At 58.2% G+C, this 15,501-nt stretch carries 17 protein-coding genes and 1 pseudogene; 3 read left to right on the plus strand and 15 right to left on the minus strand.

Annotation, left to right across the window (positions count from 1 at the left end; all coding sequences use genetic code 11):
• Window positions 1-110 precede the first annotated feature (110 nt).
• The 13 genes and pseudogenes from B4968_RS22930 to B4968_RS02550 form a co-directional block, all read right to left on the minus strand.
• The gene (locus B4968_RS22930; protein ID WP_139792553.1) at window positions 111-827 is read right to left on the minus strand and encodes a hypothetical protein; all 717 of its coding nucleotides are present in this window, start codon (window positions 825-827) and stop codon (window positions 111-113) included.
• Window positions 820-1,869, minus strand: coding sequence for a GSCFA domain-containing protein (locus B4968_RS02495; RefSeq protein WP_083096316.1), 1,050 nt, complete (start codon window positions 1,867-1,869; stop codon window positions 820-822). Before B4968_RS02495 ends, B4968_RS22930 begins: the two co-directional genes overlap by 8 nt.
• 295 nt (window positions 1,870-2,164) lie before the next feature.
• Window positions 2,165-3,289, minus strand: a complete 1,125-nt coding sequence (locus B4968_RS02500; RefSeq protein WP_241525515.1) for an alpha-hydroxy acid oxidase — start codon at window positions 3,287-3,289, stop codon at window positions 2,165-2,167.
• Window positions 3,286-3,840, minus strand: coding sequence for a sulfopyruvate decarboxylase subunit beta (gene comE / locus B4968_RS02505; protein WP_083096318.1), 555 nt, complete (start codon window positions 3,838-3,840; stop codon window positions 3,286-3,288). The genes B4968_RS02500 and comE overlap by 4 nt, the downstream gene beginning before the upstream one ends.
• Complete coding sequence (comD, locus tag B4968_RS02510; RefSeq protein ID WP_083096500.1) at window positions 3,837-4,343, minus strand: sulfopyruvate decarboxylase subunit alpha; 507 nt, start codon at window positions 4,341-4,343, stop codon at window positions 3,837-3,839. The genes comE and comD overlap by 4 nt, the downstream gene beginning before the upstream one ends.
• An 88-nt stretch (window positions 4,344-4,431) precedes the next feature.
• A complete protein-coding gene (locus B4968_RS02515; protein WP_083096320.1) occupies window positions 4,432-4,842 on the minus strand; it encodes a universal stress protein in 411 nt (136 codons plus the stop codon).
• 107 nt (window positions 4,843-4,949) lie between these two features.
• A complete protein-coding gene (locus B4968_RS02520; RefSeq protein ID WP_083096322.1) occupies window positions 4,950-5,933 on the minus strand; it encodes an alcohol dehydrogenase catalytic domain-containing protein in 984 nt (327 codons plus the stop codon).
• Window positions 5,930-6,691: an SDR family oxidoreductase gene (locus B4968_RS02525; protein WP_083096324.1), complete on the minus strand. Its 762-nt coding sequence runs from the start codon at window positions 6,689-6,691 to the stop codon at window positions 5,930-5,932. Before B4968_RS02525 ends, B4968_RS02520 begins: the two co-directional genes overlap by 4 nt.
• Window positions 6,684-7,991: pseudogene (gene hisD, locus B4968_RS25055) on the minus strand (histidinol dehydrogenase). Before hisD ends, B4968_RS02525 begins: the two are co-directional and overlap by 8 nt.
• A gap of 12 nt (window positions 7,992-8,003) precedes the next feature.
• On the minus strand, window positions 8,004-9,332 hold the full coding sequence (locus B4968_RS02535; protein WP_083096326.1) for a TRAP transporter large permease: 1,329 nt from the start codon (window positions 9,330-9,332) through the stop codon (window positions 8,004-8,006).
• An 11-nt stretch (window positions 9,333-9,343) separates the two neighbouring features.
• Window positions 9,344-9,856, minus strand: coding sequence for a TRAP transporter small permease (locus B4968_RS02540; RefSeq protein WP_083096328.1), 513 nt, complete (start codon window positions 9,854-9,856; stop codon window positions 9,344-9,346).
• 102 nt (window positions 9,857-9,958) lie between these two features.
• Window positions 9,959-11,107, minus strand: coding sequence for a TRAP transporter substrate-binding protein (locus B4968_RS02545; RefSeq protein ID WP_083096329.1), 1,149 nt, complete (start codon window positions 11,105-11,107; stop codon window positions 9,959-9,961).
• 30 nt (window positions 11,108-11,137) lie between these two features.
• Complete coding sequence (locus tag B4968_RS02550) at window positions 11,138-11,323, minus strand: hypothetical protein (protein WP_083096330.1); 186 nt, start codon at window positions 11,321-11,323, stop codon at window positions 11,138-11,140.
• 135 nt (window positions 11,324-11,458) lie between these two features.
• On the opposite strand from B4968_RS02550, the gene B4968_RS02555 reads away from it, so the two are divergent.
• A complete protein-coding gene (locus tag B4968_RS02555) occupies window positions 11,459-12,556 on the plus strand; it encodes a LacI family DNA-binding transcriptional regulator (RefSeq protein ID WP_083096331.1) in 1,098 nt (365 codons plus the stop codon).
• A gap of 298 nt (window positions 12,557-12,854) precedes the next feature.
• The gene (locus B4968_RS02565) at window positions 12,855-13,478 is read left to right on the plus strand and encodes a hypothetical protein (protein WP_241525519.1); all 624 of its coding nucleotides are present in this window, start codon (window positions 12,855-12,857) and stop codon (window positions 13,476-13,478) included.
• Between the two features lie 217 nt (window positions 13,479-13,695).
• Here B4968_RS02565 and B4968_RS02570 read toward each other — a convergent pair whose 3' ends face one another.
• The gene (locus B4968_RS02570; protein WP_083096333.1) at window positions 13,696-14,103 is read right to left on the minus strand and encodes a universal stress protein; all 408 of its coding nucleotides are present in this window, start codon (window positions 14,101-14,103) and stop codon (window positions 13,696-13,698) included.
• 205 nt (window positions 14,104-14,308) lie between these two features.
• Complete coding sequence (locus tag B4968_RS02575; protein WP_083096334.1) at window positions 14,309-14,635, minus strand: antibiotic biosynthesis monooxygenase family protein; 327 nt, start codon at window positions 14,633-14,635, stop codon at window positions 14,309-14,311.
• A gap of 146 nt (window positions 14,636-14,781) precedes the next feature.
• Between B4968_RS02575 and B4968_RS02580 the strand changes: the two genes are divergently transcribed.
• Window positions 14,782-15,483 (plus strand): hypothetical protein, encoded by a 702-nt coding sequence (locus B4968_RS02580; protein ID WP_083096336.1) that lies wholly within the window; start codon window positions 14,782-14,784, stop codon window positions 15,481-15,483.
• Window positions 15,484-15,501: the final 18 nt, after the last annotated feature.

Genomic DNA, 15,501 nt, shown 5'->3' on the forward strand with positions numbered 1-15,501 from the left:
TGCACCGCCCTTTGCCTGCTTCAACATGCCTGCGTCAACACAGCGATGACCTGTGCGTCGCTAAACTCTTCGCGCTTTATTCAATATCTTCTCAGCTCCCTTACCGGCTATCAGGTTTTGAAAAAAGCAGACAACCGGGTCGTAAAGAAATGAGTCAACCAGACCTCACCAAAGGCACCGTCCATATGTGTGTTGTCTGCAGAATTGCTTTTCTCGTCACTCCCCCCCAAAACCGAAGATAATTTCGTAACTCCCCACGAGTACTCCGGCGCGGTATTGCGTCCATTTACAATCGTTACCAGTGGCTGCGCTACCATTTCGGCGTTGTATTTGCTGTAGTGCAACTGATTTAAGATTTGTATTCCATCCAGGTACTCTTTGGACACATTGCGGTCTCGTATTTTCTTGGCCGCGAGCAGAGGACTGTGAGCGATGAAAATAGGGACTTCGGAAACCTGCCTCAAACAAGACAGAACATGTTGTGCTGGCGTATCGCAGGTCAAATCATCGATCACTGTTTCAACACAACTTCTGGAGTAGAAAGTATCACCAGGCCAGTAGTTTCTACTTCTTGCGCCATAGATCAGAAAACTATCATAGCTCCCTATATCCATACGTTCTTTGCCATGAGTCAGACTAAATGAGTTTCGTGCTTTACTTTGTTTTGACGTTAGATGATGGCCATCGACGCAGACGGATTGCAGGCCCTGGTTTCCTGCCTGAGCAAAGAAACTCACATCAATGCCCGGCCAGTCCCCGCTAATTTTGTCCCAGCCCTGCTTTACCGATGCGACATGACTGTTTCCAAGAATGCAGATCCTATGCATTTTGAAACGCCCCCAAGATCTCTTCCTCGCAGACAATTTCCAGATTATCGCCATCAGGGGCCTTCTTTTCGGCAGAAGGACTGAGTGGGCCGAATTTATCTTCCTGACACCGGAAGAAATTATCCATCACGAAATTCACCCCAACCGGGTTTACCTGGCGTTGATTAGGCTCAAAGAAGGCCCCTTTAAAAATTGGGCTGCTGATAATTTCATAAGACGGGAAATAATCAACATTGGGTCGGTTAGCGCTGACCTGATCTGCGACAGCGCGCAGAACTGACTTGGAGGCCATAGTTGCAACCGCTACATGCCGGTCTGTCATCGTGGCGGCCAAGGGCACCGGAGAAACAGTAAGTATGAATTTTATTTTTTGGTTTGCGCCGCGAATAAGGTCAATTGCCCGAATTAGGTTATTCAGGACCTTCTGAAATTGCTGATTTTGAAAAATATGCTGGCTTTCATCAAAAACGCCCCCAACGGTTCCCGGGCACATTGGATATTCATAAGAGAGGTCTTTGTTTATCCAGCTTTCAGTCAGACCAAGGGTAAAGACAAAGAAATCAGCCTCCTTTATGCCCTCTGCAAACGAACGGATGGTTTGTGATCGCGACTGATAAAGCTCTTCAGGTGTTTCAAATCCGTCGGGTTCAATCCTAGGACGGAACGGATCAAGATACCGGTCCCCATGCGTCCAGACCTCGCCAGGTGCTTCGACCCCAGCCAACGCCCACTCTGTCCACTGCCGCAACAGCGACGTTGTGTAGATATTGGCGGTTCGGGTGGAGAATATACCATAGTTGAACCGCGTGGCATTTGCTGCGCTCATACCCCTTGGCGCTTGTTCCGGACGCAACCAGTTAAACCCCCGCGCGTCTAATGCCCGCCCTATGTGTTGCGCAAAACATGAGCCATACGTCAGGATCTTGTGCTTCTTCTGAATCCGAAACTTTGGGTTCCAAATCTCATCAACATCAAACATGCTGCGGTTGGCAACAGCCGTCTTCCAAAAGGCTGATTGTGGCAAGTCTTCATATGGATTCATTGCAAGCTCTCCTCTGTTGGGATCTCGGGGGGGATCAATGTCGCACTCCCCCGTCACCCAGACCGTTCAGATGTAGAATTCATCCCTGTTTCTTTCTGGTTGTGATGTCGCGGTCAAGACACGCAAAGAAGAGTATTTACGGAGCTCATAAGCCTAAGGATGTCTGCGGACGCCTGTTTGAAAATGTCGCTAGGCAAATGCCACGAATGCAAATTCTGCGATTTACAACATGGTCGCCCTTGGCGCAGCTCATCTGCCAGAACGGCTCCTTCGGGCTGGAACCGGTCACCAGCCCTCAGGAAGCATCGCTAGCCTTTGATACTTCGGGGCTGTCCAGGGTCGCCAGCCCCATTTGTGCCATGGCGTTGCTCATCTCTGTGCTCAGAACCTGCCACAGGCTCTCCAGCCCTTTTTCACCAGCCGCGGCTATGGCAAATTGCAGGATGCGGCCGAAGAAAACAAAATCCGCACCATTCAGGAGCGCTTTCAACGCGTCCTCCCCCGAGCGCAGCCCGCTGTCGTACAGCAGCGGATAGTCAGGCCCAACGGCTGCGCGGATCTGAGGCAACACGCAAAAAGGCGCCGGGGCGCTCTCGAATTGGCGCGCGCCATGGCTCGACACCTGAATGGCATCCACCCCGGCCTGTTTCAGCGCGACAGCATCCTCGGCGTCCAGCACACCCTTGACCACAAGACGCCCCGGCCAGATCTGTCGCAGCTGCGCCAGCGTGTCCCAGGTGGCTTTTGCCCGGCTCTCGCTGCGATCAAACGCGTAGCCCTCTTTGTCAAAATTGGCCATCTGGGGCTTGCCATGCCACAGCGCCGCCAGCGACCAGCGCGGGTGCAGGGCAAAATCAATGAACTGCCGGGGACCGATCCTGAAGGGCATCTTGAAGCCGTGCCGCAGCTCGCGCGGGCGGCGCCCGACCTCGGGCACATCCACGGTCAGAACCAGTGTCTCATAGCCTGCGGCGCGGGCCCGTTCGACCAGCTTAAACGTCCCGCTGCCATCGCCGCTGAAATACAGCTGAAACCAGGCATGGCCCTCGGCTGTGTCGATAAGTTGCTCCATCGGTGACGAGGCCACGGTGGACACCCCAAGCGGCACCCTGTAGCGGGCAGCCAGCCGGGCCAGCATCAGATCTGCGCCGGGGGCCGACAGATTGCACATGCCCATGGGGGCAATGCCAAAGGGGCGGTCCGCCATCTGGCCAAACAGGGGTTTTGCCAGCGAGCGCGTGCTCACATCCCGCAGAATTCTGGGCCGCAACTCCATCGCATCAAGCGCGGCACGATTGCGCGCGACACCGGTCTCCTCCCCCGCCGCCCCGTCGATATAGTCAAAGACCATCCACGGCAGCTGCCGCCGCGCCAGGCGACGGGCATCTGCGGCACTGTGGATGGTCTTTGCGTAGTTCACGCCTGCACGGCCTTCATAAAGCGATCCCGGATCACCACCGGATCCATGGTGATCACCGGCATCTTTGCATTGCCGCTGTCACATTTGACCACGAGGATATGCATCTTGCCGCTGTCCAGCGCCTTTTGCAGCACCGGGCCCGTGTCGACATCCCTGCACTCAATCACATTCTCACAGCCGCAGGCCTCGGCGACCGCTGCAAGCGAGGTTTTGCGGCCCGCATAGGTGGGCTGATCCCCGGTTGAGCCGTAAGAGCCATTGTCAATGATCATCAGAATGTAGTTGTCGGTGACATTGTTGGCGATGGTTGGCAATGTGCCCATATTGGTCAGGATCGAGCCATCACCATCAATCACAATCACCGGTTTGGGCTGCACCAGCGCCAGACCAAATCCGATGCTTGAGGCAAGCCCCATGGTGCCAAGCATGTAAAAGTTGCTGGGTTGGTCGTCGATGGCATGCAGCTCCTGGCTGGGAATACCGATATTGCAGACCACCAGCTGATCCCGCAGGATCGGCGCTATCTCTTTCAGAATTTCAGAACGGATCATTGGTCGCCATAGCCTCCCCAAAAATTGGCATCCGTCAGGATGGCCACCGGTTTGTTGCACATAAAGGTATATTTCAGGATCATATCCAGCTCTTCCACATCCGACTGTTTGTGGAAGTGATAGGTCGGGATATTCATCTGCGCCAGCAAGGCCTTGGTGTGGATCGCCATCTCAACCTGACAGGCGACAGGTTCACGCAGCTCACCCCGATAAGAGATCAGCATGGGCAGCGGCATCCGGTAGTATTGCGTCAGTGTGGCCAGCGTGTTGATCGTCACCCCGATTGCGGTGTTTTGCATGATGATGGCGGGGCGCTTGCCGCCCATCCAGGCCCCGGCACAGAGCCCCATGCCCTCGTCTTCCTTGTTCGAGGGGATATGGAATATTTCGTCGCGGATATCGACCTCCTCAATCACGCCAGCCAACTGCTTGCAGGGGACGGTGGTGACAAAGGAGATATCGTTGGCAACAAGATCATCTACGATCCTCTTGTCGATGCTCATTTCAGACATGCCTTTCAATTGATGTGCAAAACTGCACGGGATTACAAAACCGGGATACAGAATAGTGTAACAGTACAGGTAAACGGGATCACGCGCTGCGGTGCACATGCACAGCGCAGGCTGCATGGCGCACAACACGCGAGGCGGTTGAGCCGAGGAAATAGTCGCTCAGCCCCGGCCGGTGCGAGCCAATAACAATACAGTCCGTCGCATTTGCCGCCGCAAAATCAATGATGCTGCGCGCCGTGTGCCCCTTTATCAGCCGTGAGTGGACATCCGGCAAAGCTTCCAGCCTGGCAGCAAGCATCTTTCCAGCCCGCTCAAACCCTTCCTGCACAGCCTCCTTGTCGAGAAAGGCGCTGACAGAGCCCTGAGGCGCCTCATAGACATGCAGTGCTGTGATCTCTCCGCCGGGCGCACAGAGAGCGCGCGCCACCTTGAGGGTATGTTCCGAGATGCCATGATCGAGCGCCATGGGAACGAGGATTTTTTGATACATGGGCTGTCTCCAGTGCGGCTGTTTGAGGGCGCATTTTTCGAGGGCAGGTCTATACGAGGGCGATTTCAAAGGTCTGTCAGGGTCAGGGCGAAAAACAACAGCCCGCTCTATCCGGGCCAGGGGGTCAGAATGATCTTGGGCGCCGCCACACGGCCCGCCCGCAGGTCCTGAAAGGCCTGCGCCCCCTGCGACAGAGGCCGTGTCTCAAACCAGTCGAGAGGGCCTAGCTGCCCCGCAAAAATCGCTTCTGCGGTGTCGCGAAAATCCTGTGCTGTATAGGTATAGGTGCCGATAAAGGTGATTTCCTGCAGCGTCATGCGCCGGATATCCAGACCGCCCATGTCTTCGCCCAGCCCCACATGCGCAATCACCCCGCCCGGCTGCGCACAGCGCGAGGCAATGGCCCGGGTGGCGGCATAGCCCACCGCATCAATCACAATGGAATAGGCGCCAAAAGCGGCCGACACGACCTCCTGGTGGCAGTGATCCTGCAAATGTGCCCGCCGGATGTCATTTGGCTCGACAATGGTGACAGTCTCTACCGCCATCGCCTTAAGCGCCAGCGCCGCCGCAAGGCCGATTGCGCCGCCGCCAATGACCAAAGCCTCCCGCGGCATCATCGGATGCAGTGCCTCCAGCGCCAATCTCACCGCATGCCAGCTCACCGCCAGCGGCTCTGCCAGTGCTGCCTTGGTCAGCGGGATGTCTGCCGGAACCTCCACAAGATTGCTGTCCGGCATGGTGATATACTGCGCAAAGGCCCCGGCACGCGGCGGCATGGATATGATCTGGCGCGCGCCACAAAGATTTTCGCGCCGGGCCCGACAGGCCATGCATTTTCCACATGTCACCAAGGGGTTGACCGTGACACGCCTGCCATCCTTTGGCCCGCCGACAATGGTGCCTGCGGCCTCGTGCCCCAGGATCAGGGGCGCCGGTCGGCGCGCGTCATGGCCAAGATAGGCATGCATGTCAGAGCCACAGATCCCAACCGCGTCGACACGGATCAGCTGCGCGCCCGCGACCGTAGCCACATCGGCCACATCGCGATACTCCAGCTGTTCAACACCCTCATACACAAGCGCTTTCATTTCGCGGTATAGCCTCCATCCACCATCAAAACCTGCCCCGTCACAAAGCCTGACGCCTCGGAGCACAAAAACAGCAGCGGCCCGTCAATATCTTCGAGCCGCCCATTGCGCTGCACACAGGTCTGCGCCGCATTGCGCGCCGCCCGGTCCGGGTCGTCAAACACGGCCTGCGTCAGCTCGGTTGGGAAAAAACCGGGTCCAATTGCATTTGCGGTGATGCCATGCGGCGACCAGGCCTCGGCCATGGCGCGGGTCAGCTGCGCCACCCCTGCCTTTGTCGCCCCGTAAGCAATGCCGCCGGGAAAGTCGCGTGTCGTTTGCAGTGAGGCGAAATTCACAATCCGGCCCCAGCCCTTTTGCCGCATCATGGGCACCATGGCCTGGCTAAGGAAAAAGGGCGCGCTGAGGTTCAGGGCAAGGGGCTGATCCCAGGCCTGCGCTGTGACCTCATCCGCCACCTCGCGGGTATTGATCCCGGCGGCATGCACCAGAATATCCGGCGGCCCAAAGGGGGTGGAGACAGCCTCGCGCAGATCCGCAACAGTGCTGCGATCGGCCACGTCCGCTGCGACCCAGTCAGCCGCCGCACCGATCTCTGCCTGCAGGCTTTGCAGCGCCGGGGCCCGCCGGGCAACGCCGACGACCTGCGCGCCTGCAGCGGCCAAAGCAAGCGCTGCGCGCCGCCCCAGACCAGAGCTGGCGCCGGTGACGCAGGCCACCCGCCCGGATAGATCAAACAAGGCGCGGGGATCAGTCATTTCCGGTCAAATCAAAGATCTCATCCGGGAAATATTTGGCCAGCCGCACATCGGCGGCGCGGGCATGCCCCTCCATGCCTTCCAGCCGCGAGATCCGCGCCGTGGCCTCGGCAACCGCTTTGGAGCCTTCCCGGGTTGCCCGCTGCCAGGTGACGATTTTCATATATTTATGCACGCTGAGGCCGCCTGTGTAGCTGGCAGCACCCGAGGTTGGCAGCACGTGGTTGGTGCCTGTCGCCTTGTCGCCATAAGAGACCGTGGTCTCTTCGCCTAAAAACAGCGAGCCATAGCAGGTCAGCGTCTCCAGCCACCAATCCAGATCTTCGGCCTGCACCGTCAGGTGCTCTGGCGCGTAGTCATCAGAGACGGCCGCCATCTCGGCGCGATCACTGCAAAGGATCACCTCGGCGTAGTCACGCCAGGCCGCAAAGGCGTTTTCGCGGTTCAGCTCGGGCAGATCATCAATCAGGGCCGGCACCATCCGCATGACCTTCTGGGCCAAGGCGCGATCATCCGTCACCAGCCAGACAGGCGAGTTATAACCATGCTCTGCCTGGCTCACCAGATCCGTGGCCACCACAAGCGCATCCGCTGACGCGTCAGCCAGGATCAAACTGTCAGTGGGGCCGGCAATCATATCAATCCCAACACGGCCAAACAGAATGCGCTTGGCTTCGGAGACAAACTGATTGCCCGGACCCCACCAGAATATTGGCTTTGGGCAGATCAAACAGACCAAAGGCCATGGCTGCAACGCCCTGCACGCCGCCCATCGCCAGGATCTTGTCGGCGCCGCAGATATGCGCCGCATAGACAATCGCCGGGGCGACGCCAACACCGGGGCGCGGTGGAGAGCAGGCCGTGATATGGCGACAGCCGGCCACCTTTGCGGTGGTCACTGTCATGATGGCGCTGGCAACATGGCTGTAGCGGCCACCCGGCACGTAACAGCCCGCCGCATCTACCGGGATGGCCTTTTGTCCGGCCCAAATCCCGGCGCGATTTCCAGCTCAACATCTGTCAAAGTGGCCTTCTGGGTCTCAGCAAAGCGGCGGACGTTATCATGCGCAAAGCGAATATCCGCTTTCAGCCGCTCTGGCACCAGCGCCGAGGCGGCTGCAATCTCCTCGGCGCTCAACAGAACGGAGCCCTCATTTTTGTCGAACTTCGCAGCATAGTCCAACGCCGCTGCATCGCCGCCAGCCTCGATATCCGCAAGGATGCTCTTGACCGTGTCATGCACCGATGATGCATCCGATTTCGCGGTCAGGCTCGCCTTTTTGAGGTATTCTCGTGTCATTTCTGCGTGTTCCTATTGGTATATTTCGGGAAGCAAGGTGGTCGAGACTGCGGGAACATAAGCAATCAGCAGCACAACAATCAGCATCGTCAAAACAAAGGGCACAGCCCGCGCGGCAATCTTGAGAATAGATTCTCCGGTAATTCCGGACACCACAAACAGGTTGAGCCCAAGCGGCGGTGTAATGAACCCCACGCCCAGTGCCGTGATCATCATGATACAGAACTGAATCTCATTCATGCCAATGTTATCCGCAAGCGGCTTTAGGATCGGGGCCAGGATGACGATATTTGGCGTTGTTTCCATCACACAGCCCGCCGCGATCAGAATGCCGATCATCAATAGGATGAGCACATAGGGGTCGTCCGTCAGAGCGGTAATTGAGGTCACAAAACCCTGCGGCACCCCCATGATTGCCAGCGCTTCGGCCAGAGGCGCGGAAAAGGCGATGATCGGCAGGATGACGCCATTCACCTTGGCAGAGCTGACCAGCATCGCCGGAAAATCCGCCAGCGACAGCGTGCGCAGCAAAAAGCCCAGGAGGATGGTCACAACAACCGCCGTCGCGCCGGCCTCGGTTGGGGTCAGCCGCCCGGAGAAGATGCCGTAAAAGATGATGCCCGGCACGATAAAGGCATACCAGCCTGATTTCAGCGCCCGCCCCAGATTGGCGGACCACTCAGTCAGGCTCATCATGCCGCCGCCTTCATAGTTATAAAGTCGGTTCACGATAAGGTTGGTGACAAGGATCGAGATCAGAATTGCCAGACCGGGGATCAGGGCTGCCAAAAACAAGGTTGAGGCGGAAATTCCCAGCACCAGCCCGATGATGATATAGGCAATAGAAGGCGGGATCAGGATGCCGGTGCAGGCGCCGGCCGCGACCAGCGCGCAGGCATAGGGGCGCGGATAGCCGCTCTCGACCAGCCGGGCGATGGTCATGCGGCCAACCGCCGCCGCCCCCGCCGCGTCCGAGCCCGAAATGGCGGCGAACATACCGCAGACAAGCACCGTGGCAGAGCCAAAGCCGCCCTTGGCAAAACAGGTCAGCGCCTCGGCCACATCGAGGAACTTGCGCGAAAGCCCGGTGCGCACCAGCACGTCACCCGTCAGAATGAACAGCGGCACAGCCGTCAGCGCAAAGGCAGCAATGCCAGAAAACAGGCTCTCGCCAACCAGGCTGAGCGGCAGATCTCCGGACATGACAAGCATGGTGATTGCCGCCGCGCCAATCGCGGCCCAGACCGGCACCGCCAGCGCAATGAGCGCCACAAACAGAATGACCGGCAGATAGAAATCCCATCCCAGCTCAACGGTTTGGTTTAAAGTGGTCCACAGCATTTCAAACCCCCTCAATCAAACAATTTGTCGACCTCAAAGACGGGCGTGCCGTCCCGAAGGGATTTGAGGTCGCGTTGAAACGACTGGATCAGGCGCCAGATCATCAGGGAAAATCCCAGTGGCACGGCCATCAGGAACCAGACCTTGGAGATGCGCAGCCCATCGGTGACAGAGCCAAATTTTGCCGAGACCAGAACCGTCTCAAAGGACCAAAAGAGCGCAACAAGGGCGACCGCAAACATCAGCAGATCGCCAAAGATATAGAGCGCCGCCTTGGGCCGGGGGCCGATATAATGCATCAGCACATCAATGCGGATATGGGCGCGTTCCTTGACGGCCGCCGCAGCACCGATCCAGGCCAGATAGATAAACGCGTAGCGCACGATCTCTTCGCCCCAGATCGACGAATAAGAGAACAGCTCGCGCCGCAGCACTTCCACAGCCATGGTGATCACCAGCAGCACATAGAAGGTCAGCAGCAGCCATCGCTCTGCGTTCTGGTCTATTTGTTTCAACACCCCCATCTCTCGCCCCACCTTCTGGCCATAGCTATTGGTTCAGCTATTCGGCTGTTCAAATCGACTGCCTTCAAAGGACAGGCACCAATGCGGCGCCTGCCCTATGGTTCAGGCGTCGTGGACGTAGTATTTGCCTTGGGTGCCTGCGGCCTCTTCCAGCTTGGCAAAGGCCTGCATAGAGCCGGCCAGCTCGGTCTTGAAGGTCTCCCATTCCGGGCGCTGAAAGCCGCCTGCGGCCTGCCATTCCGCAAGCTGATCCGCGCTAAGGGAATGAAACTGCACCCCCGCCTTGGCCAGTTCCGCCATGGCATAGGCACGGGCCGAGGGCACCTTGGACAGGTTCTGGTGCGCCGTCATCTCGGCCCCCCACATGATGCCATCCTGCACATCCGCTGGCATCGTGTTGAACCACTCAAGATTGCAGGAATAAACCTGCGCGTCCGGCACCGCCTGGGTAAAGGTCACATGGCTCAGGATGTCTTTAAAGCCAAAGACATAGAGCGCCCCAACGGAAGGATCCAATGCATCGGCCACCCCCTGTTTGATCGCCGAGGGCGTCTCACCCCAGGGGACGGGGGTCGGGTTGGCCCCAACCATGCGGTAGTATTGCTGCAACATTTTCGAGCCGGGAACCCGGACCTTTACCCCAGACAGATCACCGGGGCTGAGCACGGCGCCAGCGCCGCCTTTGCGCACCGCAACAACACGGGGGTCAATATTGACATAAAACAGCGCCTTAAAACCTGCCGCCTCCACCTTTGGATGCACCTCAGCCTTCCAATGATCCGAATTCACCAGATTGGTGAACCGCTGATTAGAGCCACAGAGATAGGGCATGTTGATCAGATCTACCGTTGAGGCAAAGGGGGCGAAATTGGACAGCGAGTGCTGCGCCGCCTGAATGGTGCCGCCCTGCACCTTTTGCACCAGCGCCCCACCGGCCCCAAGCTGGCCACCGGGCGCAAGCTTTACATAGACCTTGCCATTGGTGGCGTTCTGAATGTTTTCTTTCAGGTCCAGCTGCATGATCGGATAGCTGCGCGACGCCCCCATCACATAGGCCGTGGCAATCGTCATCACATGATCTGCGGCTTTTTCCCGGGCGCGCTCTTCATTTGCCGTTTGCGCCACGGCCTCGCCAGACCACAGCATACCCCCGGCCCCCGCGACCATCGCCGCCGTAAAGGCACCGGCGGTGCTGAGCTTAAGGAAATTACGGCGCTCAGCCGAGGCGAGCTCATTGCGTGTATTTGTCATGGTTGTCCTCCCAGTGGAGCTATTCGCTGCTTAGCTGCCGCTCTTTTTTTGGCGGTCAGCTTCCTTTTTCAGAATGGCAACGACAAAGAGGATCGTCGCCGCAAGCAGAACCAACATTTCACCTGTGTCTCCCAACACAGCACCGCCCGTGAACGCACCCAAAGCAACATTTAAAAAATACAGAGCAAAAACGATGACAGCGGCAGCGAGGAACATGATCGGCTTTCCCAAATGATTCGGCTTACACATCAATGTAAGCGCTTACATTATCAATGCAAGCGCTTACATTAGTGGCTTTCCCCCGGCTTTTCCTGTGATAGAATGAAGAAAAACTAAAGCAAGAGATTGAGAATGCCAAATCCAGAGGCCATTCCGACATTGGGCGATGTTGCCAAGATGGCTGGCGTATCAAGCGCCACGGTTTCGCGCTGTCTGAACGCGCCTGATCGCGTCGTCGAGGCAACACGGCAGCGGGTTCAGGAGGCGATAGAGGCGCTTGGCTACACGCCAAACTTTGCCGCACGCGTGATGGCGGCCAAGAGCACCATGACAATTGGCGCTATCATCCCAACGATGGAAAACGCGATCTTTGCGCGGGGGGTGCAGGCCTTTCAGGAAGAGTTGCACCGGCAGGGCTATACGCTGCTGGTTGCCAGTTCTGCCTACCGGCCCGATATTGAGAACGAACAGATCCGGGCGCTGGTTGCGCGCGGCGCGGACGGGCTTTTGTTGATCGGGCATGATCGTGAGGCAGAAATCTATGACTATCTGGCGCGGCAGAAAGTGCCCGCTTTGGCAGCATGGAGCCATAGTGAGGCGGGTCAAATTCCCTCAATCGGGTTTGACAACGCGCAGGCCATGTTCAGCCTGACGCAAGAGGTGATTAAGCTGGGGCACACAAAAATCGCGATGATTTCAGGCGTCACGCAGGGCAATGACCGGGCCCGCCTGCGCCTGCAGGGCTGCCGCGATGCGATGGAGGCCAATGGCCTGGATGCTGCAAAGCTCCCCGTCATAGAAGCCGCCTATGAAATCGAACATGGTGCTGCGGCCTTTGCAAAGCTGATGGCGCGCAGCCCGCGCCCCAGCGTGGTCATGTGCGGCAACGACGTTCTGGCCACCGGCGCGCTGCTCTGTGCGCAGCGGTTGGGACTGGCGGTGCCCGAGGATGTCTCAATCACCGGTTTCGACGATATCGAGCTGGCCCGGGTCACCAATCCGGCCCTGACCACCGTACATGTGCCGCACCGCGAGATGGGAGGTAAAGCCGCCCTTGAGCTTGTTGATATGGTGAAGAACAAAAGCCCCGGGCGCTCAGCCAAATTGCCAACACATATCACATGGCGTCAGTCTCTTGGCCCAGTTGGTGACCCTGTTGGAGGTCCTGTTGTTGGCCCAGTTGCTGGCCCAGTTGGCGACAGCGCCAGGCCAGCATCAGAAGCCTCGTGATCCCGCCCAGCGCTGGGTCGTCATGGCGGCGCTGCGGCTGAGGTTGATCAGACCGCCCTTTGGGGATTGGCCATTGTGCGCGCAGATGGGATGCGGAGAGGCAGGCAGCGCATCAATGGCTCTGGCCCAGCAGGGCGCGGGGGTAAAAACCCTGTCGCCAGGCCCCTGAACTGGGCCCATATACCAGGCCCCGTTTAATAGTCCTCTGGGAGACTCCTGTGACAATCCCGCGGCGCCCTGCTGCCTTTGCCAGAACAGCGTTTCATGGTAGGCTTGCGCCATAGTGAGGAGATATGTGATGCGTGCGTTTCGGTTTGCCGTTTTGACTGCGGTGGTTTTTGCTGCCGGACAGGTTCCCACGGCTTCGCTGGGCGGCGGTGAAGGTGGGGACGGCGGCTACGGCGGTGCGGCGGCCTCACACGGGCTTAGCTCTGCAACCACCCGCAGTGTCGTCAGAACGCTCACCCGCGGGGCCAGTCGGTGTGGGTCCCAGCCGTGGATATACCGGTATGACTGCTATCGCTGGGTCTACAAACGCGCAGCGGACCAGCTCACCGGCAACCCGGCCTATTCCGAGGCGCACAAGGCCATGCTGCAGGTCGAACGCAGTCTGGAAGCCGCGGTAAACAAAAACCGTGACCCCAGCAAACCCGTCCGGCGGCGCGCCCTGGAAACCTACAAACCAATCAAATCCTCAGCCATTCCAGCGGTTAAGCGTGCAGCCGATAAAGCCCTGAACCAAGGCCGAGACCCGCCTGCTGCGCTCTGCGTCCAACAAACAAGAGCACTATGCCCGCATCGCGCAGGCTGTGAATTCCAACAAGGTTCTGCTGCGATCAACCCTGACGCCCGGCGGAATGATACGCTTTGCCAGCGCCATTTTGGCGCGCTTAACCTGACTGGGCCATTTGGGCCCGCTTGAGCTGACAGGGCGCACCGCGCTGTTTTTGCCCTGAGCCACGCCCGTGTTAGGCATCGGGCTGCCCCGGTGGTCGCAATGGGGAGGGCTCACTCTACAAAACTGGACAAAAGGCCAGCCTATCAGGCAGAGCAGACCGGTTGAGCCGCCCTGATCTGCCTGACCAATCTGGCCTGACCAATCTGGCCTGACCAATCTGGCCTGACCAAGATTGATTTGATCAGCGGACCACGTGGACAGCGCAGGGGGCATGGCGCACCACCTGGCTCGCGGTAGAGCCCAGCAGCAAATCCTGCATTCCGGGGCGATGCGACGCGATGATCACCAGGTCCGGCTTGTTCTGCTCGGCCCAATCCAGGATCGACCGTCCAGAGTGCCCCTCAATAACAACCCCAGTGGCATTTGGCAGCGTCCTTGCAAGGCCTTCCAACTCGCTCTCCAGCGCCTCACGAGCCTGCGCCATATATTCAACTGGCATATATGACATCGCATAGGCCGGGACCTGTTCAACCACATGCAACAGAGTGATCTTGGCCTCCGGTGTTGCCAGCAATTGTGCAAGTTTCAACGGCGCGGATATATCACGGTCCGGGTCAAAGGAAATTGGCACGACAATATTATGGTACATTTGAAGCCTCCTAAGCTGTTCGCGTAGGCCCAGCATGTACCCTCACAGCTGCACCGACATTGATCCAGGTCAGGGTCTTTACCCTTTTGGCCACAGAAGTTTTGCGCAACAGATACGCGAAGGCTTTCACAATACTGGCGGCTAAAAAACTGGCTGCTAAAAAACTGGCCGCTAAAAAACTGGCCAGCCCAGCGGGTGGTGCGGCTCAGGAGGCCTGGAACGTCGCCGTGACCTCATACATGACCGGCTCAAAACTGCGGCACAGCTCGTTTATCTTGCGATTGCGCGCCCGCATTTCCGGTGATCGCAGCATCTCCATAAAATCCTCGCGGCGACGCCATTGCGAGTAGTTGGCAATCCGGGTCTGCGCATCGTTCACATGCAGGCCCGCCGACACAAACCCCGGCTGCTTTGAGATAAAGGCGCCATAGGCCTCTTCCAGCGCCTCCATCAGATCCTGGCAGGTTCCCGGCGACATCTCAAAAGTGGTGATGACGGTCTGGATCTCCGCCGCATCTGTTATTTTTGGCATCCTCTGCTCCCTGGCTACTGCGCTAAGTGTGACCAGCCTACGATGGTTACGGCCAAAAGCGGACTTGTTTTTGCCTAAGGTTCTTGCAAGCACGCACCACTCACCTAAAACGAGTACATGACAACAATATCTGTCCGCAAATAGCCATGTTTCGCGCGGGTTTTCTGGCTCTGACGCTCTGCGCAGCGCTGCTGCCCCAGAGCGCCCTGTCCGGAGCCTGGAAACGCGCGCCCGGAACCGGATTTGCCGCGACCAGCTTTGCCCTGCGCAATACAGATCAGGGCCTCACAACCGAATTTGGCTATTATCGCGACTTTGGCCTCAACGGGCGGTTTGATTTGGGGGTCGACCTCAATCAGGTCGGGTCACAGTCCGGCCATGCCCTGCTTTTTGCCCGCCTGCCGTTGCGGCAAAGGCCAAATGCAACGCGAATTGCAACCGAGCTGGCCCTCGGCGGCAACCACAGCCAGGGGGACTGGCAGCCAATGTATCGCCTGACGGTGTCGGCGGGGCGCGGTTTTGCAACCCGCCGGGGCAACCTCTGGGGCATTCTCGATCTGATCTATGAGAAGCGCGGCGACGCAGAACAGGCCCTCTGGAAACTGGACGGCAGTTTCGGCCTGACCACCGGGCGGCAGCTGTCGCCTCTGCTGCAAATCGAAACCGCCTTTGGCAATGGCACCGATTTCAGCTACGCGATCACCCCCTCCATACGCCTCAGCCTCTCTGGCCTGTCGCTTCCGGCTCAGAAGGTGTTTGAAACCAGCGAATTGGTCATCGGGATTGAATATCGCCAGGCAAAAACCCAAAACCTCGGCCTGAAGATCGCCCTGTGGCAACGCTTTTAACCCCAACACTCCGGGCCG

It is taken from the genome of Pseudophaeobacter leonis (genome assembly GCF_002087335.1).
GTDB lineage: Bacteria > Pseudomonadota > Alphaproteobacteria > Rhodobacterales > Rhodobacteraceae > Pseudophaeobacter > Pseudophaeobacter leonis.

Coding starts and splice junctions, on each gene's coding strand:
- B4968_RS22930 (WP_139792553.1), bottom strand. CDS start 827: ATGCATAGGATCTGCATTCTTGGAAACAGTCATGTCGCATCGGTAAAG.
- B4968_RS02495 (WP_083096316.1), bottom strand. CDS start 1,869: ATGAATCCATATGAAGACTTGCCACAATCAGCCTTTTGGAAGACGGCT.
- comE (WP_083096318.1), bottom strand. CDS start 3,840: ATGATCCGTTCTGAAATTCTGAAAGAGATAGCGCCGATCCTGCGGGAT.
- comD (WP_083096500.1), bottom strand. CDS start 4,343: ATGAGCATCGACAAGAGGATCGTAGATGATCTTGTTGCCAACGATATC.
- B4968_RS02515 (WP_083096320.1), bottom strand. CDS start 4,842: ATGTATCAAAAAATCCTCGTTCCCATGGCGCTCGATCATGGCATCTCG.
- B4968_RS02520 (WP_083096322.1), bottom strand. CDS start 5,933: ATGAAAGCGCTTGTGTATGAGGGTGTTGAACAGCTGGAGTATCGCGAT.
- B4968_RS02525 (WP_083096324.1), bottom strand. CDS start 6,691: ATGACTGATCCCCGCGCCTTGTTTGATCTATCCGGGCGGGTGGCCTGC.
- B4968_RS02535 (WP_083096326.1), bottom strand. CDS start 9,332: ATGCTGTGGACCACTTTAAACCAAACCGTTGAGCTGGGATGGGATTTC.
- B4968_RS02540 (WP_083096328.1), bottom strand. CDS start 9,856: ATGGGGGTGTTGAAACAAATAGACCAGAACGCAGAGCGATGGCTGCTG.
- B4968_RS02545 (WP_083096329.1), bottom strand. CDS start 11,107: ATGACAAATACACGCAATGAGCTCGCCTCGGCTGAGCGCCGTAATTTC.
- B4968_RS02550 (WP_083096330.1), bottom strand. CDS start 11,323: ATGTTCCTCGCTGCCGCTGTCATCGTTTTTGCTCTGTATTTTTTAAAT.
- B4968_RS02555 (WP_083096331.1), top strand. CDS start 11,459: ATGCCAAATCCAGAGGCCATTCCGACATTGGGCGATGTTGCCAAGATG.
- B4968_RS02565 (WP_241525519.1), top strand. CDS start 12,855: ATGCGTGCGTTTCGGTTTGCCGTTTTGACTGCGGTGGTTTTTGCTGCC.
- B4968_RS02570 (WP_083096333.1), bottom strand. CDS start 14,103: ATGTACCATAATATTGTCGTGCCAATTTCCTTTGACCCGGACCGTGAT.
- B4968_RS02575 (WP_083096334.1), bottom strand. CDS start 14,635: ATGCCAAAAATAACAGATGCGGCGGAGATCCAGACCGTCATCACCACT.
- B4968_RS02580 (WP_083096336.1), top strand. CDS start 14,782: ATGTTTCGCGCGGGTTTTCTGGCTCTGACGCTCTGCGCAGCGCTGCTG.